21 protein-coding genes are annotated in these 18,650 nt (G+C 64.2%); 9 read left to right on the forward strand and 12 right to left on the reverse strand.

Annotated elements, in window-relative coordinates:
• Window positions 1-97: 97 nt before the first annotated feature.
• The 8 genes from Q8O96_RS06485 to Q8O96_RS06520 all read right to left on the reverse strand — a co-directional run bounded on the left by Q8O96_RS06485 (window position 98) and on the right by Q8O96_RS06520 (window position 7,821).
• Window positions 98-595 carry a DUF6622 family protein gene (locus Q8O96_RS06485; protein ID WP_221810934.1) on the reverse strand — a complete coding sequence of 166 codons (498 nt, stop codon included), beginning with the start codon at window positions 593-595 and terminating at the stop codon, window positions 98-100.
• 127 nt (window positions 596-722) lie between these two features.
• The gene (locus tag Q8O96_RS06490) at window positions 723-1,649 is read right to left on the reverse strand and encodes a GTP-binding protein (protein ID WP_060840933.1); all 927 of its coding nucleotides are present in this window, start codon (window positions 1,647-1,649) and stop codon (window positions 723-725) included.
• On the reverse strand, window positions 1,646-3,394 hold the full coding sequence (locus Q8O96_RS06495; RefSeq protein ID WP_305948563.1) for an amidohydrolase: 1,749 nt from the start codon (window positions 3,392-3,394) through the stop codon (window positions 1,646-1,648). The genes Q8O96_RS06490 and Q8O96_RS06495 overlap by 4 nt, the downstream gene beginning before the upstream one ends.
• Before the next feature lie 105 nt (window positions 3,395-3,499).
• Window positions 3,500-4,681 (reverse strand): pyridoxal phosphate-dependent aminotransferase, encoded by a 1,182-nt coding sequence (locus Q8O96_RS06500; RefSeq protein WP_102860355.1) that lies wholly within the window; start codon window positions 4,679-4,681, stop codon window positions 3,500-3,502.
• Window positions 4,682-4,724: 43 nt separating this feature from the next.
• Complete coding sequence (locus tag Q8O96_RS06505; RefSeq protein ID WP_102860356.1) at window positions 4,725-5,429, reverse strand: ABC transporter permease; 705 nt, start codon at window positions 5,427-5,429, stop codon at window positions 4,725-4,727.
• 9 nt (window positions 5,430-5,438) lie between these two features.
• Window positions 5,439-6,152, reverse strand: coding sequence for an ABC transporter permease (locus tag Q8O96_RS06510; RefSeq protein ID WP_047305985.1), 714 nt, complete (start codon window positions 6,150-6,152; stop codon window positions 5,439-5,441).
• 51 nt (window positions 6,153-6,203) lie between these two features.
• Window positions 6,204-6,977: a transporter substrate-binding domain-containing protein gene (locus Q8O96_RS06515; RefSeq protein WP_102860357.1), complete on the reverse strand. Its 774-nt coding sequence runs from the start codon at window positions 6,975-6,977 to the stop codon at window positions 6,204-6,206.
• Between the two features lie 49 nt (window positions 6,978-7,026).
• Complete coding sequence (locus tag Q8O96_RS06520; protein ID WP_102860358.1) at window positions 7,027-7,821, reverse strand: ABC transporter ATP-binding protein; 795 nt, start codon at window positions 7,819-7,821, stop codon at window positions 7,027-7,029.
• Window positions 7,822-8,045: 224 nt separating this feature from the next.
• Here Q8O96_RS06520 and Q8O96_RS06525 point away from each other — a divergent pair, with 224 nt between their 5' ends.
• From Q8O96_RS06525 to Q8O96_RS06540, 4 genes are all read left to right on the forward strand, one after another.
• On the forward strand, window positions 8,046-8,966 hold the full coding sequence (locus Q8O96_RS06525) for a LysR substrate-binding domain-containing protein (protein WP_060842013.1): 921 nt from the start codon (window positions 8,046-8,048) through the stop codon (window positions 8,964-8,966).
• Between the two features lie 124 nt (window positions 8,967-9,090).
• A complete protein-coding gene (locus tag Q8O96_RS06530) occupies window positions 9,091-10,698 on the forward strand; it encodes a 5-guanidino-2-oxopentanoate decarboxylase (protein WP_250329606.1) in 1,608 nt (535 codons plus the stop codon).
• A gap of 126 nt (window positions 10,699-10,824) precedes the next feature.
• Window positions 10,825-11,301, forward strand: a complete 477-nt coding sequence (locus Q8O96_RS06535) for an HIT family protein (protein WP_305948564.1) — start codon at window positions 10,825-10,827, stop codon at window positions 11,299-11,301.
• Between the two features lies 1 nt (window position 11,302).
• On the forward strand, window positions 11,303-12,100 hold the full coding sequence (locus Q8O96_RS06540) for a GNAT family N-acetyltransferase (protein WP_102860361.1): 798 nt from the start codon (window positions 11,303-11,305) through the stop codon (window positions 12,098-12,100).
• On the opposite strand, the gene Q8O96_RS06545 is transcribed toward Q8O96_RS06540, so the two are convergent.
• Together Q8O96_RS06545 and Q8O96_RS06550 are read right to left on the reverse strand one after the other, a co-directional pair.
• Window positions 12,097-12,966: a DUF4087 domain-containing protein gene (locus Q8O96_RS06545; RefSeq protein WP_305948565.1), complete on the reverse strand. Its 870-nt coding sequence runs from the start codon at window positions 12,964-12,966 to the stop codon at window positions 12,097-12,099. The two genes, Q8O96_RS06540 and Q8O96_RS06545, sit on opposite strands and share 4 nt — an antisense overlap.
• Before the next feature lie 78 nt (window positions 12,967-13,044).
• Window positions 13,045-13,671, reverse strand: a complete 627-nt coding sequence (locus tag Q8O96_RS06550; RefSeq protein WP_102860363.1) for an SMI1/KNR4 family protein — start codon at window positions 13,669-13,671, stop codon at window positions 13,045-13,047.
• A gap of 152 nt (window positions 13,672-13,823) precedes the next feature.
• Between Q8O96_RS06550 and Q8O96_RS06555 the strand changes: the two genes are divergently transcribed.
• The 3 genes from Q8O96_RS06555 to Q8O96_RS06565 all read left to right on the forward strand — a co-directional run bounded on the left by Q8O96_RS06555 (window position 13,824) and on the right by Q8O96_RS06565 (window position 15,807).
• Window positions 13,824-14,654 (forward strand): amidohydrolase family protein, encoded by an 831-nt coding sequence (locus Q8O96_RS06555; RefSeq protein WP_305948566.1) that lies wholly within the window; start codon window positions 13,824-13,826, stop codon window positions 14,652-14,654.
• A gap of 123 nt (window positions 14,655-14,777) precedes the next feature.
• The gene (locus Q8O96_RS06560) at window positions 14,778-15,218 is read left to right on the forward strand and encodes a DUF3592 domain-containing protein (protein WP_205413488.1); all 441 of its coding nucleotides are present in this window, start codon (window positions 14,778-14,780) and stop codon (window positions 15,216-15,218) included.
• Between the two features lie 4 nt (window positions 15,219-15,222).
• Window positions 15,223-15,807 carry a hypothetical protein gene (locus Q8O96_RS06565; protein ID WP_102860366.1) on the forward strand — a complete coding sequence of 195 codons (585 nt, stop codon included), beginning with the start codon at window positions 15,223-15,225 and terminating at the stop codon, window positions 15,805-15,807.
• A gap of 24 nt (window positions 15,808-15,831) precedes the next feature.
• Here Q8O96_RS06565 and Q8O96_RS06570 read toward each other — a convergent pair whose 3' ends face one another.
• Together Q8O96_RS06570 and Q8O96_RS06575 are read right to left on the reverse strand one after the other, a co-directional pair.
• The gene (locus Q8O96_RS06570) at window positions 15,832-17,079 is read right to left on the reverse strand and encodes an aspartate aminotransferase family protein (protein WP_102860367.1); all 1,248 of its coding nucleotides are present in this window, start codon (window positions 17,077-17,079) and stop codon (window positions 15,832-15,834) included.
• Between the two features lie 120 nt (window positions 17,080-17,199).
• A complete protein-coding gene (locus Q8O96_RS06575; protein ID WP_305948567.1) occupies window positions 17,200-17,358 on the reverse strand; it encodes a hypothetical protein in 159 nt (52 codons plus the stop codon).
• 228 nt (window positions 17,359-17,586) lie between these two features.
• On the opposite strand from Q8O96_RS06575, the gene vapB reads away from it, so the two are divergent.
• On the forward strand, window positions 17,587-17,820 hold the full coding sequence (gene vapB, locus Q8O96_RS06580; RefSeq protein ID WP_102860368.1) for a type II toxin-antitoxin system VapB family antitoxin: 234 nt from the start codon (window positions 17,587-17,589) through the stop codon (window positions 17,818-17,820).
• Window positions 17,820-18,218: a tRNA(fMet)-specific endonuclease VapC gene (vapC, locus tag Q8O96_RS06585; protein WP_102860369.1), complete on the forward strand. Its 399-nt coding sequence runs from the start codon at window positions 17,820-17,822 to the stop codon at window positions 18,216-18,218. The genes vapB and vapC overlap by 1 nt, the downstream gene beginning before the upstream one ends.
• Window positions 18,219-18,650: the final 432 nt, after the last annotated feature.

The raw sequence follows: 18,650 nt of genomic DNA on the forward strand, positions 1-18,650 counted from the left end.
GTCACGGACCAAGCGACCCGCGCAACAGGACCGTCCCTACAGACCGGTTTGCACGGCGAAGATTCCCCAGTGCTCCAAGGGCATGGCCGCACCGCTTTCAGGCGTTGAGCCGCAGTTGCCGGAAGTTGCGGAACAGCTTGAGTGCTCGCCCGCAGAACAGACCAACGGTAAAGCCTGCAGCGGCGCCACTGATAGCGAGCATCTGCACGCTGGCGGCCTGTTCGGGGTGCACGGCGGTTTGATAGCCGATCCAATACTTCACCGCGAAGAACAACAGCGAGATGGCGAGGATCTTCACGGTGCCAGGCACCAGGATCGCCTCGCCGCCGGACTCCAGTAGCACGCCGGCGCTGGAGAACAACAGCATCGCCAGCAGGCTGCCGAGTGCGGCACCACCGGCCCAGGCGCCCAGCGCCAGCAATGGGTGATCGCCAAGGTTCACCGAGCACAGCGACCAGACCAGCAGGATCACCGGTGTCAGCAGCAGCGAACGACGGCTTTCGCGAGTGATGGCGAGGGCGCGCAGGCCGTAGTAGCCGATCAGGGCGAAGACCGCGTACACCCACAGGGGCGTGCCTTGGAGGATATCGAGCATCTGTAGCGTCCTTGCTTCAGCGGAAAATGAGCGATCCATGGTGCGCTTTGTACCCGCCGACGTGAAGCCTTCGCCCTCGGCACAGCTCACCGCAGCCGCTAGCGGCTGAAAACGTGCCGCTTGAAGCTCAGTGCACTTGGGTATCGCTGACCCCAGCCTCCAGTTCCTGACGCAGATCGCTGCCCCGGCGGGCGATGAACACCAGTTGCGCGGCATGCTCGGTGGGCTGCCCTGTGGCCAGGGTGAACTGGCTGCGGTTGCCCACATGCTGCAACCAATAGGGTTGTTCATTGCCTTCCAGGCGCACCAGGCCCTTGAGGCGCAGCAGGTCGGCGGGTAGGCGCGCCAGCCAGTCGCGCAGGGCCTTGGGCTGCAGCGGCCGCGAGCTTTTCCACACCCAGCTTTCGAACAGTTCGTCGTGGGCCTGGGGCAGGGCCTTGAACAGCACTTCGGTGGAACGCACCGGCGGCGCCAGCAGCAGCTCGGGTGGCAGTTCGGCCTGCACCGTTTCGAATACCGGGGCGCGGCCGCCGAGGCTGGCGCGGATGCTCTGCAACTGCTCGGGGCTCACCAGGTCGGCCTTGTTCAGCAGCACCCAGTCGGCGCAGGCCACCTGGGCCCGGGACAGCCGGGCCATTTCACCTTCCAGGTCCTGGTAGCCGCTGGCGTCCACCAGGGTGATCACCGCGTCCAGGTGCAGGCGGTTGCGCAGTTGCGGGTAGCCGATGGTCTGCACGATGCGCTGCGGGTCGGAGACGCCGCTGCACTCGATGACGATCCGTTCCAGGGCCGGGCGCAGCTTGGACAGGCTCACCAGTTGCGCCAGCAGGTCCTCCTGCACGGTGCAGCAGATGCAGCCGTTCTGCAGGCTGTACACCGCGTCGGTGACCTCGGCGATGATCGCCGCATCGATGTTCAGCTCGCCGAAATCATTGACGATCACCGCCAATCGGCCGCTGTCGGCGCGCTGCACCATGCGGTTGAGCAGGGTGGTCTTGCCGGCGCCGAGAAAGCCTGCAACCACGGTCACCGGAATGCTCGGGGTGCTGTTCATTGTTCCTTGCCCTCGATCACCGGCGGCAGGCCTTCCCACACTGCCTGCAACGGCGTGTCGCTGAAGGTGCCCTGGCGGTCGTAGACCAGTTGCCCTTCGACGAAGGTCAGTTGCACCTGGGTGTGGTGGATGTAGTTGCGCGCGCCCTGGGCGAACAGGTCGCGGTCGAGGACGATCAGGTCCGCCGACTTGCCCACCTGCAGGCTGCCGGTCAGGTGTTCCAGGCCCATGGCGTGGGCGCCGTTGAGGGTCGCCACTTGCAACGCCTGCTCCAGGCTGATGGGGTCGCCGAAGGTGTCGGGTTCCTGGTTCCACGGGTTCTGCCGGGTGACCATGGTTTCCAGGGCCAGCCACGGGTCGATGGACGCCACCGGCCAGTCGGTGCCGAACACCGCGATGCCACCGGCGGCCAGCACGCCCTTGAAGTCATAGATGCGCTTGAGGCGCTCCTGGCCGTAACCGGAGCGGGCACCGCTGGCGAACGGCGTCGGGTACCAGGCCGCCGGGGAGAACTCGGCGATCACGTCCAGGCTCTGGAAGCGCTTGAGGTTGCCCGGGTGCAGCAAGGTGCTGTGGGCGCATTGGTGGCGGATGCCGCTGTTGCCGTTGCGCCGCCGGGCTTCGGCCACGGCGTCGAGGAACACGTCGGAGGCGCCGTCGCCGGTGCAGTGGGCGATCACCCGCAGGCCGCGCTTGTCCATGTCCACCACCATGTCGGTGATGTGTTCCGGGGTCAGGTTGAGCTTGCCGCGCCAGCTCGACTCTTCCGGCCAGGGGGTCAGCAGGTAGGACGACTTGGGCTCCACGGTGCCGTCGAAGTGGAACTTCACCGCGTTGGCATTCAGGCGGGCGCTGCGATAGAAATGCCGCTCGCCGCTGAGCAGCTCCCAGCGCCGGCGCACCGGGAAGATATCGTCCTGCCAACTGATGGCCGCCTCCACCCGCAGGGTCAACTCGCCGGCGTCGTCCAGTTCCTTGAGGGCCTGCAGACGGTTCTCGCAGACGTGCACGTACTTGGTGGCGGTGACGCCGCGCGAGGTCTGGAAGTGCACGCCATCGCGGTAGGCGCGGCGTAGTACCGGGACGGGCGTCGGCGGCATGGCGGCGTGGATCAGGGCGTAGGCGCCGTCGATCAGCAGGCCGTTGGGTTCGCCGGTCAGTTCATCGCGCTCCAGGTAGCCGTTGCGCGGGTCGCTGGTGTGGCGGTCGATGCCGGCCAGTTCCAGGGCCTTGGAGTTGACCATCATGGTGCCCCACATGCGGTCCAGCAGGGCCACCGGGCGATCCGGCATGACGCTGTCGAGCCACTCGCGGCCTGGGGTCAGGCCGGCTTCGCGGAAGGTGTAGCGGACCCAGTACTGGCCGTAGATCCAGCCGTCGCCGGGGTGGCTGTCGGCGTAGGCGTGGATCGCCGCCGCCAGTTGCTCGGGAGTCGGGTCTTCGATGCCCACGTCCAGGTCGTCGGCGTAGCGCGGGGCCAGGGCCAGGTCCGGGTGGGTGTGCATGTCGTGCAGGCCGGGCATGCAGAAGGCCCCGTCCAGGTCGTGCTGTCGGGTGTTGGGCCCGATCAGCGAAGCCAGGGAGGCGAGGCTGCCCACCGCGATCAGCTTGCCCTGGCGGATGGCCACGGCATCGGCCCAGGGTTGGGCCGGGTCGAGGGTGTACATCCGGCCGTTGTGCAGCACCAGTTCGGCGTATTGATCGACGGCGCTATGGGTGGAGTTGAATTGGTCGGAAGCGGTCACGGGGTCAACCTCTCAAGCAGGGGGCCCTTCAAAGGTGGGCGGAAAAATGGGCGACAAGCTCAAATGCATTCTTGTTGTGCGGGCTACTGTGGCGAGGGCTGTTGTTTAGCGTTGTGCGCCCAGGGTTTCGACAAAGCCGGCGATGCGCTGGCAGGCGTCCTTGAGCACCTCGTCGGCGACGGTGAAGGAGATCCGCACGAAGCCCTCGGCGCTGGCCCCAAAGGCCTGGGCGTCGAGCACCGAGACCCCGGTGGCGCGGAACAGCTGCCAGGCGAAATCCATGCTCGACAGCCCGGTGCGGCGCACGTCCACCAGCATGAACATCCCGGCCTCGGGCTCGCGGCAATCGAGCAGGTGCACCGACTTGAGCCCGGCCACCACCAGGTCGCGGCGCCGGCGATAGACCTCGCGGGCGCTGCCGATCACTTCTTCATCCAGCTCCAGGGCCTTGAGCGCGGCTTCCTGGATAAACCCGGGCAGGCCGTAGAGCATGCACAGCAGCAGGTTGTCCAGGTGCCCGACCAGGGCCGGCGGGGCGATCACCCAGCCCACGCGCCAGCCGGTCATGGCGTGGGTTTTCGACAGGCTGTTGAGGATCACCGTGCGCTCGGCCATGCCTGGCATTGAGGCGATGCTCAGGTGTTCGCGGTCATAGGTCAGTTGCCCGTAGACCTCGTCGGAGATCACCCACAGGTCATGCTTGCGCGCCACTTCGGCCACGGCTTCCAGCTCTTCGCGGCTGTAGACGTTGCCGGTGGGGTTGCACGGGGTGGCCAGGGCGATGCCCCGGGTCTTGTCGGTCAGCGCCGCTTCCAGGGCCGCAGCGGTCAGGCGGAAGCCGTTGGCCGCCGGCTGCTGGACGCAGGCGATCTGCGCCCCGGAGGCATGCACGCACGCCTCGTAGGTCAGGTACATGGGCTCGGGCACCAGCACTTCGTCGCCACTGCCGAACAGGCACAGGCAGGTGGCGAACAGACCGTTCTGTGCACCCGCCACCAGGGCCACGTTATCGGCACTGACATCGATGCCCAGCAGGCGCCGCTGCTTGGCGGCAATCGCTTCGCGCAGGGCCGGGCGACCCAGGACATGGGTGTAATGGGTGTCGCCTTGCTCCAGGGCAGCGCTGGCGGCGGCGCTGATGCGCGCATCGGTGGCGAAGTCCGGATCACCGACGCTGAGGACGATGACGTCCTCGCCGCGCCCCCGAGCCTCGATGGCTGCGTAGTGAATATCCCAGGCGCTGACGGATTCGCCGCTGATGCGCTGAACGAAAGGTGAGTAACGCATGTTGTTCTCCTCACGGGCTTGGTTGCCCGTGCAATCAATGGGTTCAGGCCTGACGCTGGGGGGCCCGGTTTCGTTCGGGGTTGCCCAGGCGTGCGCACAGATGCTCAATGGCGAAGGCCAGGATGATGTAGATCAGCGCCACCGCCAGCAGTGGCTCGTAGACCTTCAGGGTTTGGGCGCGCACCAGGTTGGCGGCGCCGAGCAAATCAGTGACCGCCACGGTGGACGCCAGCGCCGTGGCCTTGAGCAGCAGCACGCATTCGCCCACCAGGGTCGGGCGCACCAGCTCCAGGGCCCGGGGCAGCCACACCCGGCGCAGGGTCAGCCAGTAACCCATGCCGTAGGCGCGGGCGGCTTCCAGTTCGCCCCGAGGCACGGCCCGCAGGCCACCGCGCAGCACTTCACCGACATAGGCGCCGACACTCAGGGTCAGGGCCAGGGCCACGTACCAGAAACCTTCACGCAGGTAGGGCCAGAGAAAGCTGCCGCGAATCGGCGGGTAGGCGGCGAACAGGCTGCCGACCCCGTAATAGAGGATGTAGATCTGCACCAGCAGCGGCGTACCGCGGAATACGCTGATATAGAACTGCATCGGTGCGCGAATCAGAGGGTTGCGCGACGCCCGGCCCAGGCCCACCACCACCGCCAGGGCAAAGCCGCAGATTCCGCTCAGCAGCAGGAGCTTGAGGGTGATGCCCAGGCCGCGCAGCAGCTCTGTGGAAAAACCGTTGATCCAGGAAAAGTCCATTCGAGTCTCCTAGTGCTGGGGCAGCCAGCGGTTGGTGCGACGCTCGAGCACACGGAACAGGCTGCCGGACACCAGGGTGATGACGAAGTAGAAAGCCGCGACCGCCAGGTAGAACACCAGGTAGTGCTTGGTGGAACCGGCCGCCTGTTTGCCGACTGAAAGCAGTTCGCTGTAACCGACGATGCTGATCAGCGCGCTGTCCTTGACCAGTACCAGCCACAGGTTCGACAGCCCGGCCATGGCGTAGGGCAGCATGCTCGGCAGCAGGATGCGCCGCACCAGCAGCCAGCGCTCGATGCCGTAGGCCCGCGCCGCTTCGATCTGGCCGTGGGGAATGGCCTGGATCGCGCCGCGGATGATCTCCGCCGAATAGGCGCCCTGGACAATCCCCAGCACCAGTACCGCCGCGATAAAGCCGTTGACCGTGACACTCGGACGGTCCATGGCGGCCATGGCCATGTTCAACAGGTCAGTGCCGGCGTAGTACAGCAGCAGAATCAGCAGCAGCTCGGGCATGGCCCGGTACAGGGTGGTGTAGACGTTGGCCAGTTTCACCAGCCAGCGCGGGCCCTTGAGCTTGATCATCGCCACCAGCAGGCCGATGCCCAGGCCGAGGACGAAGGCCCCGGCGGAAATCTGCAGGGACACCAGCGCGCCCTGGGCCAGGGCACCCAGCCAGCCGTCGGCGACGAACAGTTGGGAAAGGTCGGACAGAGAAATCATGACGTATCCAGTCAACGCCGGCGGCCCGCGCGAGCGGGCGCGCCGGACGGCTTAGTTGGCAGAGATGTCGACGCTGAAGTAGCGGCTGCGGATCTTGTCGTAGGTGCCGTCGGCCTTGAGCGAGGCCAGGGCGGTGTTGATCCGCTGTTGCAGGGCGCTGTCGCCCTTGCGCAGGCCGACGCCGATGCCCGAGCCGAACAGCGGGTCTTTCGGCGCCAGGCCCTTGTCCGCGAGGCCAGCACCGGCCGCGGTCTTGAGGATCGGCTCGATGGTCAGGGCGTCGGCCAGCATCACGTCGATGCGCCCGCTCTGCAGGTCGGCGATCATGTCGTCCTGGGTGGTGTAGTAGCGCAGGGTCGAGGTCTTGCCGTAGTAGGTCTTGGCGAAGGTGGCGTTGGAGGTCGAACCCTGCACGCCGATCAGCTTGCCCTTGAGGCCTTCGGGAGTGGTCGCAAGCTCCAGGCTCTGGTCGGCGACCCACATGGCCGGAGTCTGGTAGTAAGGCGCGGAGAAATCGATGACCTTCTCGCGCTCCTCGGTGATGCTCAGGGAATTGAGAATGGCGTCGATCTGGCTCGATTGCAGGGCCGGAATCAGCCCGTCCCAGGCCACTTCCTTGAGCGGGCACTGGGCCTGCATGCGTTCGCACAGGGCCTTGATCAGCTCCGGCTCGAAGCCGCTCCAGTTGCCGTTGCCGCTTTTCATCGAGAACGGCGGGTAGGGTTCCAGGGCGATGCCGAAGACGATCTTGTCGGCGGCCACGGCGTGGCTGGCCAATGCGCTGAACAGGCAACCGGTGGCGAGCACCTTGAGCAGGTTTTTCATGGCTTTACCCTTTATCGAAGTTGTTGTTTTCAAGGATTGAAGCGGGACGTCAGACGCGGTTTTCCTGGGCCATGACGAATTGCCGGCAGCGTTCGCTGACCGGGTTGAGGAACACTTGCTGCGGCGGGCCTTCCTCTTCCACCAGCCCCTGGTGAAGGAACATCACCTTGCTCGACACATCCCGGGCGAAGGCCATTTCGTGGGTCACCAGGATCATGGTGCGGCCTTCCTCGGCGATGCCCTGGATGACCTTGAGCACTTCGCCCACCAGTTCCGGGTCCAGGGCCGAGGTCGGTTCGTCCATCAGCAGTACCTGGGGGCGCATGGCCAGGGCTCGGGCGATGGCCACACGCTGCTGCTGGCCACCGGAGAGAAAGGACGGGAAGGTGTCACGTTTGTTGGCCAGGCCGACTTTTTCCAGCAGGTGCTCGGCGTGGGCGATGGCATCCTTGCGATCTTCACCGAGGACATACACCGGCGCCTCGATGACGTTTTCCAGCACGGTGCGATGGGGCCACAGGTTGAAGCTCTGGAACACCATGCTCAGTTGGGTGCGCAGGCGTGCCACCTGGGCCGGGTCGGCGACCTGAGGGTTGCCGGCGCGATCGGTCTTGATGCGCACCTCTTCGCCATTGATGCGCAAGCTGCCGCTGCAGGGAATTTCCAGCAGGTTGATGCAGCGCAGCAGGGTGCTTTTGCCCGAGCCGCTGGAGCCGATCAGCGACACCACTTCACCTTCATTGGCGCGCAGGGCAATGCCCTTGAGCACGTGGTGATCGGCGTAGCTCTTGTGCAGATCATCGATCGCCACCACGGGATTGACGGAGTTGGGCTGCGATTGCAAGGGTCGACCCTCTTGTTATTGTGCGATGGCCGGGCAGTACCCGGCACAGGGTAGGGCTGGAGAATTAGCCATCGATGGCCTGGGGTCAATCGAGCATTTTTAGCCCGATGCGGTAATTTTTTTCAGCAGTCGGGGATTTTTTCGGCGACGGGCAAGGCTATTGCCGGATCGCGATTGCGGCTATGGTGCTGGCACTCGTTTTTTGCAGTCGAGGCCTGATCGGTATGCGTTATCCCTCCATGACCGCTCTGCGCGCGCTGGACGCGGTGGCCCGCCTGGGCAGTGTCGCCGAAGCCGCCAATGAGCTGAACCTGACCCCCAGCGCCATCAGCCACCAGATCAAGAGCCTGGAGCAGACCCTGGGGTTTGCCCTGACCGAGCGCCAGGGCCGCAGCATTCGCATCACCTACCAGGGCGAGCGCTATGCCCGGGACATTCACCTGCTGCTGGCCAATATCCTCGAGGCCGGCCAGCGCTCCGACGGCCAGCAGGTCAGCGGGCGGCTGTGCATCAGCAGCCCGCCGGGGTTCGCCACCTATTGGTTGTGCACCCATATCGCCGAGTTCCAGGCGCTGTATCCCCAGGTCGAATTGCAGCTGGTATCACCGCGCACCCCGGGCGACACCAGCGACAGCAGCGTCGATCTGTTCGTCGCCTACGGCATGGGCGACTGGCCCAACCAGCATGTGCAGAAGATCGTCTCCCTGCGCTATTTCCCGGTGTGCAGCCCGAGCCTGGTGAATGCCATGGGCGGTTTGAAAACCCTCGACAGCCTGGACCACGCCCTGCTGCTGCACATGATCGACTACTCCGATTGGCGGGTCTGGCTGGCGGCGGCCGGGGCGCCGAATGTCGATGTGCGCCGGGGCATCGTGTTTGCCGACGCGCACTTCGTGCAGTCGGCCTGCATCGCCGGCCAGGGCATCGCCATGGGCGACAACCTGATCAGCGGCGAGGCCCTGGCTCGGGGGCAACTGGTGCAGCCCTTCGGCACCGAAATCGAATCCAACCGCGGTTACTACCTGGTGGCCGACCTGCTCAAGGCCGAGCGCCCGGTGGTGCTGGCCTTCAGCGAATGGGTCAAATCCCAGTTGCAGGGCATCACCCGCTTGCACCCGGAACCCCGGCGCAATGGCAAAGCGTGAATTTTATTGAGCAATCGCGGCGATTTTTTTCGATTGTTGCCCCTCGGGTGCAGCGACTAATGTCCCTCGACATCAGCCGGGCGCAGGGTGTCGTCCGGACGCATAAGAACAAGAGGAGTAGTCGATGACCACCTGTGCCCAGTCCCTGGTTCGTTTGCTGGAAGGTTATGGCGTGGACACGGTGTTCGGGATTCCCGGCGTGCACACCGTCGAGCTGTATCGCGGCCTGCATGGCAGCCGCCTGCGCCATGTCAGCCCGCGGCATGAACAGGGCGCCGGGTTCATGGCCGACGGTTATGCCCGGGCCAGCGGCAAGCCGGGAGTGTGCTTCATCATCACCGGTCCGGGGATGACCAACATCCTCACCGCCATGGGCCAGGCCTACGCCGATTCGGTGCCGATGCTGGTGATTTCCACGGTCAACCGTCGCGAGCACCTGCGCCTGGGCCATGGCCACCTGCATGAACTGCCGGACCAGCGGGCGATGGTGGCCGGGGTCTGCGCCTTCAGTCATACCCTGCAATCGCCCGCGGAACTGCCGGAGCTCCTGGCCCGGGCCTTTGCCGTGTTCAAGTGCGCGCGACCACGGCCGGTGCACATCGAGATTCCCCTGGATGTGCTGGACATGCCCGCCACCGACCTCAACCTCATGCCCCGCAGCCTGCCCGGTGCTCCGGCCCCGGCCGGAGCCTCGATCGAAGCGGCCGCGACCTTGCTCAACAGTGCCCACCGGCCGCTGATCCTGGCCGGCGGCGGCGCCCGCGGTTGCGCCGAAGTCCTGCGGCAATTGGCCGAACGCCTGCAAGCGCCGGTGGCCCTGACCACCAACGCCCGGGGCCTATTGCCCTGCGCGCACCCGCTGTTGCTCGACGGCGTGCAGTCATCGGCCCATGGCCGGGCGCTGATCGACGAAGCCGACGTGGTGCTGGCCGTGGGCACCGAACTGGGGGAAACCGACTACGACTTCTTTGGCCTGGGCCCGCTGCGTTTCAAAGGCTCGTTGATCCGCCTGGACATCGACCCGATGCAGGTCATGGGCGTGCAACGGGCCCATGTCGGCCTGGTGGGCGATGCCCTGGAAGGCTTGCAAGCCTTGCTCAGTAAAGTGGCGCCACCCAGCGCTCGCGGTCGTTGGGCGCTGGACAGCGTGCAACGCGTGAACCAGGCCGAACGCACCGGCTGGACGCCCAAGCAACAAGGCTTGCAGGGCTTGCTCGACCTGCTGCGCGACACCCTGGGCAGCCCGATCCTGGTGGGCGACTCGACCCAACCGGTGTACCAGGGCGCCTGCGGCTACCAGGCACCGGCCCCGGCCAGCTGGTTCAACGCCGGCAGCGGTTACGGCACCCTGGGCTACGGCCTGCCGGCGGCCATGGGCGCCAAGCTGGCACAGCCCGAGCGTCCGGTGGTGGCGTTGGTGGGGGACGGCGGCCTGCAGTTCGCCAGCAGCGAACTGATCGCCGCCAAGGAAGCGCAGATCGGCGTGATCCTGCTGGTGTGGAACAACCAGTGCTACGGCGAGATCCGCGACTACATGCAGGCCCGGGACATCGCGCCGCTGGGGGTGGACATCCTCACCCCGGACTTCCGGGCCATGGCCCAGAGCTTCCATGTGGCGCACCATCGCGCCGACACCCCGGCGCAGTTGCAGGAACTGCTGCAGAGCCTCAGGGATATTCGCCAGCCGGTGATGATCGAGGTCGACGCCGGCGCCTATCTGGCTCTGGACTGATCTGCGGGCCTGTTCTGCGGACGGGCTCTCCAGGAATGAGTCTTCAAGGGACAGGCCTTCAAGGGATAAGGTGGGTTACATTGACGTAGCCCGCCAGGACGCACCTTGTCACTTGAGGATTCATGGATGAACTGCATTTTCTGTCAGATCGTCGCCGGCATCCTGCCAGCGGCCGTGGTTTACCGCGATGAACACTGCATGGCCTTCATGGACGTGCATCCCCTGGGAGCGGGTCATGTCCTGCTGATTCCCCAGCTTCATGTAGAAAAGCTCGATCAATTGCCCGGTTTCGTCCGTCAGCATCTGTATCAGGTATTCGATGGATTGCTGGCCGCGCAGCGGCGTGCCGGCTACGGCGTCGAAGGCACCCACCTGCTGGTCAATGATGGTCGGGCCACCAACCAGCACATCCCCCATGCCCATCTGCACCTGATCCCGCGCAAGCGTGGCGATGCCCTGGGCTTTGCCGGGCGCCTGCTGCTGCACTTCAGCGGGTTGTTTGGGCGTCGCGCCAAATTCGAGGCCCTGCAGCAGCAGGCTGCCAGCATCGCCGAACAAGTGCGCGTGCCCTGGGTCAGTGAAACCCCGATGGGCGGTCGCTGATATGGAACGCCGCCGCGCCCTGGCGCTTGAATACGCAGAGCACCAATACCTGCGGGCCCGGGTCCAGGGCGTGGCGAGTTTGCCGGGAAACCCTTATCAGGCGCAGCTCTATGGTGATCAGGATGGCGGAGCCTTTGTCGTGGGCGGCAATCCCAGTCCGATGATGAACCGGGTGCACGGCGACAGTGCGCAACAAGCCCGCAATCTTGCCGATCTGCTACAGACCTGCGTGGCTTACGCCCCGGCGATCGCCTTGATCGCCGAGTCAGCCAAGGTGGCACCCACTCTGGAGCTGGAGGGGCAGCAGCTGCAGCGCCTCAGGGGCTGGACCCACGGACAGCTGTTCGCCTCGGTGGACGAACTGGTGGCGCCGCCTTCGGCGCTGGATATCGAGCCGGTGCTCGCCTCGACCCTGGAAAGCTTCTGTGCTCTGCACCGCGAAGGCTTCAATACCCCTGCGGCCGCCCGGCCAGTCAACCAGGCAGCCTTCGGCGGCTTGCTCAACGATGGCCGTGGGCATCTGTACCTGCTCCGGGACCAGGGCGTAGCGGTGGCCGGTGCGGCGCTATTCGTCGCCGACAATGGCGTGGCCTACCTGGGCACCGCCTTTACCACCAAGGCCGCCCGGGGTCAGGGCTATCACCGGGCCCTGATCGCCCATCGCTTGCAGCAGGCCGCCGCCCTCGGCGCCCAGAGTGTGGCGGCCACCGCCCTGGTGAACTCGCAAAGCCGGCGCAACCTGGAGCACTACGGCTTGCGCCTGTCCCACCTGCAAACCCTGTATCGGGCCGTGCCTTAGTGCGGGTTCTGTTGCGCCGCTGGCAGCGGGTCGAAGCGGATCGAGTGCAGGATCGCGTTCAGGGTCGCGAAGTCCTGGAAGAACCCCACGCTGTCAGCCACCACCTGACGCCGACCACTGTCGAGCAACGCCATCAGGCAGGTGCCACCATAGGCGTGAAAGCCGGTGTCCCCATCGCTGATGCCGCAGGTTTGATAGGCCCGCAAGCCTTTCCAGCCGGGGCCTGAGATGTCCTGCACCGGGCTGGGCGCATCCCTTCCGGCGCTGCGCATCCAGACGCCGTTTTCCTGATAGAAAAACAGCTCTTCGGCGGCCTGTTCCAGGCTGCCCTGCCGCAGGCACAGGTGCAGGGTGTACTCCTCGTTTGGGCGTTTTTTCGGATGGTCCAGAGTGAGGCATTTCTGCGTCTGGCTAAGCTTCCAGCCTTTGGGGTACTGCAGGCTGAATTCCGGTCCGTTGAAGCGTGGCGAATCCTCGGGCAATACCGGTATCCCGTCTTCCTCCCGCAAGGGTTCGTACAGCCTGGGATCGTTGCGACAGGCGGACAGCGGGCGGGCCTGGGCCTTGTGCAACTGGTCGAGGCGATGAGTCCGTGGATCAGCGCTGGCGCTGACACAGGCACAACCGTAGCCGTAATGATTGTTGGTGCGTACCCATTGCTGGTCGTTGAAGGTGGGCCAGACGCCTTCGGCCTGATAACCGCCCTGGCTGGCAATTTCCCAGACGCCGTCGCGGTCGGTCAGGGTGGCGTTGGCCGGGGTCGGATTCTCGAACCAGCCGCATCGGCGTTCGACCTTGGCCGGAGCGGCGCTGGCGGGTAAGGCAATCAGTGTCAGGAGTGTGCAGATCAGGGCACGCTGAAACATGGAGCATCCTTGTTCGGGGTTAAGAACCGCAGATTGTGCGCCGGCATTGGCGTTAGTAGAGATCGAGGTCCTTGTTCTTCAGTAGCGCCACTTGCGCACCAAGTCATCGCCGTAACGCTGGCTGATCAGCGCTTCGGCGCCGTCGTCGTCCTCGTACACTTCGGCCAGGCACAGCAGCATCAGCGCATCCAGGTACTCCTCGGGGGAGTCGAAGAAGCGTGTCAGCGCTACGCCGGTGTCGTGATCGAAGTAGTAGACCGCGCCGCTGTCCCGGTGGAAACAGAACAGGTTGCCGTTGCCCAGGTAGTCGCCAAAGGCAACCAGCTGGTGCGCCAGTGTCAGGTCCAGATCGCTCTCGGGGATATCGACAATGCCAGGGTAGGCCTCCAGCAGAGGCTGGATCGGGGTATGGCCGGGGCCTACGCTGCAAAGGATCTCCGCCAGGGACAGGACCCCCAACTGCCGATGATAGTCGCGCAGAGAGGGCGGCAAGGTACAGCCCAGTCGCTGCTCAAGGGCCACCAGCGCTTCTTCGCTGACAGGGGTTAATTCAGGCTCGTTGACGTGCCCTTCCCACAGCGCGCCGTAGGCACCGATGACCGCCAGGTACCAGCTCAGCCGCGCGGCTTGATCAGGCAGATCCGGCCAGGCCAGGGGCGGGCAGCCGGCGGGTGGCCATTGTTCGGGGGTGGTTTGATCGGTCATGGAGCGTCCTTGCGAGGGGGCGAAAAGGGGAAAGCTTTATCCATGGCTTGAACACATGGGTCAAGCCTGATGAGCGCTGCGGACATTGTTGGCGGCAAGGTCCGGATCTAGCCTGTGGTTTCGATCATGAATACATCTGGGAGGACCACCCAATGACCTTGAAATTCTCAGCCATCGATGCCTGGGCACAACCGGCCAACGGCCGTGCCCGGGCGCTGTTGCCGGAAGTGGCGCGGTTGTTCGAGAAGTCCGGGTCCGCGCATTTGCTGGACCTGGCCCTGAGCATTGAACAGACCGTGGAACTGATGGATCAGGCTGGGGTGGAGAAACTCATGCTCTCGGCCTGGTGCCGGCCCGAGGGCTGGGTGTTCAGCAACGATGAGATTGCGGCTTATACCCGGGCCTTTCCCGAACGTTTCGTCGGTGTGGCCACGGTGGACCTGAGCCGGCCCGTGGCGGCGGTGGCCGAGTTGGAGCGAGCCGTCAAGGAGCTGGGCTGCAAGGCTCTGCGCATCGTGCCCTGGTTATGGAAGCTGCCGCCCAATCACCGCTGGTATTACCCGCTGTATGTGAAGTGCATCGAATTGGGCATTCCCTTTTGTACCCAAGTCGGTCATACGGGGCCGCTTATGCCCTCGGAAACCGGACGGCCCGTGCCGTACCTGGACGAGGTGGCTCTGGATTTTCCCGAACTGGTGATTGTTGGGGGACACATCGGGCATCCCTGGACCGACGAGATGATCGGCCTGGCCTGGAAACACGACAACATCCACATCGATACCTCCGCCTACCTGCCGGCCTATTACCCCCCGCAGTTGCTGCACTTCATGCGCACTTATGGCCAGGACAAGGTGTTGTTCGGCAGCAACTTCCCCCAGCTGTCGCTGAAAAAATGCCTGGAACAGGTGCGAGCCCTGGAACTTCCGCCGGCCATTGCGGACAAATTCCTCCAGGGCAATGCCCGTCGGGTATTCGGTTTGTAAGCGCTGGCAGCGGCGCTCAAGCGGATCTCCTGGGCGCCTGAACGCCGCTGCGGCGGTTTTTCTGGGGGTAGGTTTCTTGCTATCGTGGCCTCCCTCTTTCACGGACGAATATCGAGACAGCCCATGGCTAACTCCACCCCGTCACGCCTCGGCAAGATCCTCCAGGGTCTGCTGTTTGTTCTGATCGGCATTGGCCTGTTGGCCATTGCTGTCAATCTCACCCTCGATCGTCGCGAATTCATTGCCAGCGCCCAGACCGCCAACGGTGTCGTCAGCGACCTGAACGCCGGTGGTTCGCACCCCGAGATCGCCTTTACCACCGGCAGCGGTGAGAAAATTTCCTACCCCCAGGGCGGCTTTATCTTCGGCTACCAGAAGGATCAGCCCGTGCGGGTGTACTACCAGCCTGAGCGGCCGGCCAACAGCGCGGTCATCGATGACCCCGCGGCACTCTGGGGCACTCCCGGTGTGCTGGGCCTGATCGGTTTGGTATTCACCCTGGCCGGCCTAGTGGGTGTCATCAGCCAGCGCGGAAGAGCCGCACAAAAAGCAAAAGGACTTTGACCCCATGAACCTCAGCATTCCGATTCCGGTCAACGAAAGTAAATGGCTGTACCAGACCGCCAGCGGTGGCGGCCTGACCATCGCCCTCGTGGCCGGCGGTGGTGGATCGATCACCCTGCGTTCGCCCCAGGGCAAGGACGTCAGCTATCGCTACGGCGGTCTGGGGGTAGGCGCCGGCTTTGGTGGACGCCTGCCGCGTTTCGGCAAGGTCAATATCCAGGTCAAGGGCAAGAGCGTCAGTGGTGCCGGTGCGGCGGAGGCTTTTCCCAGCACCGGCAAGGTCTTTGTCAGCGATGCCCTTCGCAGCCGGGACCTGACCGAGGACGACATCACCGGGCCGTGTTTCTATACCGAAGTCGGTGGCGGACTGGTGGTGGGCGGTTCGGCCACGGCCCTGCTGTTCGGCCTGGACCCCAAGCTACTGGCCCTGGCGGTCGTTTTGGGAAGCAACCCGGCGACCATGATGGCTTCGATCAAGGTCAACGAGCAGTTGCTGCGTTCGGCGAAGGGCGCCGTGGTCATGGCGGGCATGAACGTCGGACCACAGGCCGGTGGCGGCATTGCCACCTACATGGGCTACCTGTTCTAGCCTCGTCCTGAGGCGCGCCGGGAATCACAGGCGCGCCAGGCACTCCTGGAGAATATCCAGGCCCTCCTCGAAGATTTCAGGCTCGGTGGTCAAGGGCGCCAGCAGGCGAATGATGTGCCGCGACTTGCCGCTGGGCATCAGCAGCAGCCCGGCCTCCCGGGCGTTGCCGAGCAGGGCGCTCAACTGTTCCGGCGCCGGCTCGCCCTGGGCATTGACCAACTCGATGCCGCGCATCGCGCCGACGCCGGTCAAGCGTCCCAGATACGGGCTCAGGCGATCGGCTTTCCAGCCCTCATAACGTTGCACGATGGCCTGTTCCTGGCGTTCGCCCCAGGCTTGCAGATGTGCATCGGTCATTTCCTCCAGGGTGGCAAGAGCGGCCGCGCAAGCAATCGGGTTGCCGGAATAGGTACCGCCCAGGCCGCCCTTGGGCAGCACGTCCAGCAACTCCCTGCGACCTACCACCGCGCCCAGCGGAAGCCCACCGCCAATGCTCTTGCCCAGCAGGATCAGGTCGGGCTCGATGCCCAGCCGTGAGAAGGCGAAACGCTGCCCGGTGCGGCCGAAGCCGGACTGGATTTCATCGGCGATCAGCAGTATTCCGTGTTCGTCACAGAAGCTGCGTAACGCCTGGGCGAAGGTGGCGTCCAGGGCCAGGAAGCCGCCTTCGCCCTGCACCGGTTCGAGGATGAAACAGGCCACTTCCTCGACGTCGATTTCCACACTGAACAGACGCTGCATGGCCTTCAGGGTTTCGTCGCAGCTGACGCCGTTGTCGGCGCTGGGGTAGGGCAGGTGATACACCGGCCCCGGCAGCAGGCCGACCTTCTGCTTGTAGGGCGCTACCTTGCCGTTGAGGTTGAGGGTAGCCAGGGTGCGCCCGTGAAAGCCGCCGTCGAAGGCGATGACCGCACTGCGCCCGGTGGCTGCGCGCACGATCTTCAGGGCATTTTCCGCGGCCTCGGCGCCGCTGTTGGTAAGCATGCCGCTGACCGGGTAACTCACCGGGATGAAGTCCGCCAGGCGCTGCATGAGCTCGATGTAGGGCTCGTGGTGTGCGGCGTTGAAGGCGTAGTGGGTGAGTCGGGTGGCCTGCTGCTGGATGGCCGCGACGATCCGCGGATGGCAATGCCCAAGGTTGAGCACGCCGATACCGCCGACAAAGTCGATGTAGCGCTTGCCGTCGCTGTCCCAGACTTCGGCGTTGCGGCCGTGGCTGAGGCGGATCGGGTGGACGGTGGAAAGCGAACGGCTGATGTTCTCGTGGCTCATGGATGCGGGCTCTGGGTGCCGGAAACGAGCCGTTATCTAAGCCGGGGCCGGGGGGCTGGGACAAACGAAATAAAGTCGTCGGGTCAGTATGAAAATTCCCGATGTGTTGCGGCCTCTATCTCACTCCTGTTGCACCTTGCACTGGTTGAGCAGATGCCGCACCAGCGCCGCCAGGGCCATCAGTGCTAGCACCCCGAGGAAGATCGGCAGGCGATAGGGTTTCAGGTCGCCGAGGATCAGCACGGTTTCGCCTTCCAGCAGGCAGCCGATAAAGATCACTCATTAGCCGGAGGCGGCGATCAGGGCATTGAGGTCGAGGTGTTCGAGCATGGTGATCGCTGTTCTGTCTATGAAGTCCGCCATGACTTCGAGTGCTCATCCTGGCTTGAGTGCCCTTTTTTCTCGCACAACTGAGGGGCAGCAAAGTCTTGTGAGGGATATGCCTTTGACATATCCCTTTGTCTCACTAGACTCATTGCACCTTTGGCCTATTCAACAGGTGACTCCATGGAAACCGGCTCTGTGTTCAAAAGTAATCGCAGCCAGGCCATTCGCATGCCTAAAGCTGTGGCGTTGCCGGATGATGTCACACGGGTAGACATCGTCGCGATTGGTCGCACCCGTATCATTACCCCGGCGGGGGAGTCCTGGGACAGTTGGTTCGACGAGGATGACCGTGTAAGCGCTGACTTCATGAATGAACGGGACCAGCCAGCCGAGCAAGTGCGTGAGGAGTTCTGATGCTCAAGTACATGCTGGATACCAATATCTGCATCTTTACCATCAAGAACAAACCTGAACAGGTTCGCGACGCGTTCAGGCGTCATCAGGGGCGTTTGTGCATCAGCACCATCACCTTGATGGAGCTGATTTACGGTGCGGAAAAATCTGCCATCCCCGAAAGGAATCTCAGCCGCGTCGAGAGTTTTGTGGCGCGGTTGCAGGTGCTTGATTATGACGATGTCGCCGCCATCCACAGCGGCCAGTTGCATGCTGAGCTGGCCCGACAGGGCAAGCAGATAGGTCCTTACGATCAATTGATAGCTGGCCACGCTCGATCTTTGGGGTTGACGCTGATTACCAACAACCTTCGGGAATTTGAACGTGTTCCTGGCTTGCGGGTTGAGGATTGGGTCTAGTCAACATTGACTGAATGGCCGGTCACGCAGCCTGCCCCAGTAACTTCACCCAGAACATCCCCGCGTCATACAACCCGAACACCGAATGCGCAATCAGGCTGCGCAGCCGGGCCACATTCGGTTTGGGCATCTTGTTCGCTGCGGCCCCTATTGCGTGCTGTCACAGAAACGCGCCAAGGGCTTCAAGGTGCGACGCCTTGATGAGGGATTCACCGATTGGCAAGCGGCGGGACTGGGGGTGGAAACCAGCGAGTAAAAGCGCCACCTGGGCCGGCATACAGGACATTGCCTAGGGCGCCATGATCCATATCAACAGGGCTTTCAGAAAAATCCGATACAAGGGCATCAGGCTCGGACTCACGAGGTATCGAGCCCCTGGCCTGCACCGTGAAGGTCGGGATAACCAATAAAAACCTTTGTGGATATCGGCCG

This window comes from Pseudomonas sp. LPH60 (assembly GCF_030718165.1).
In the GTDB taxonomy this organism is placed as follows: Bacteria; Pseudomonadota; Gammaproteobacteria; order Pseudomonadales; family Pseudomonadaceae; genus Aquipseudomonas; species Aquipseudomonas danubii.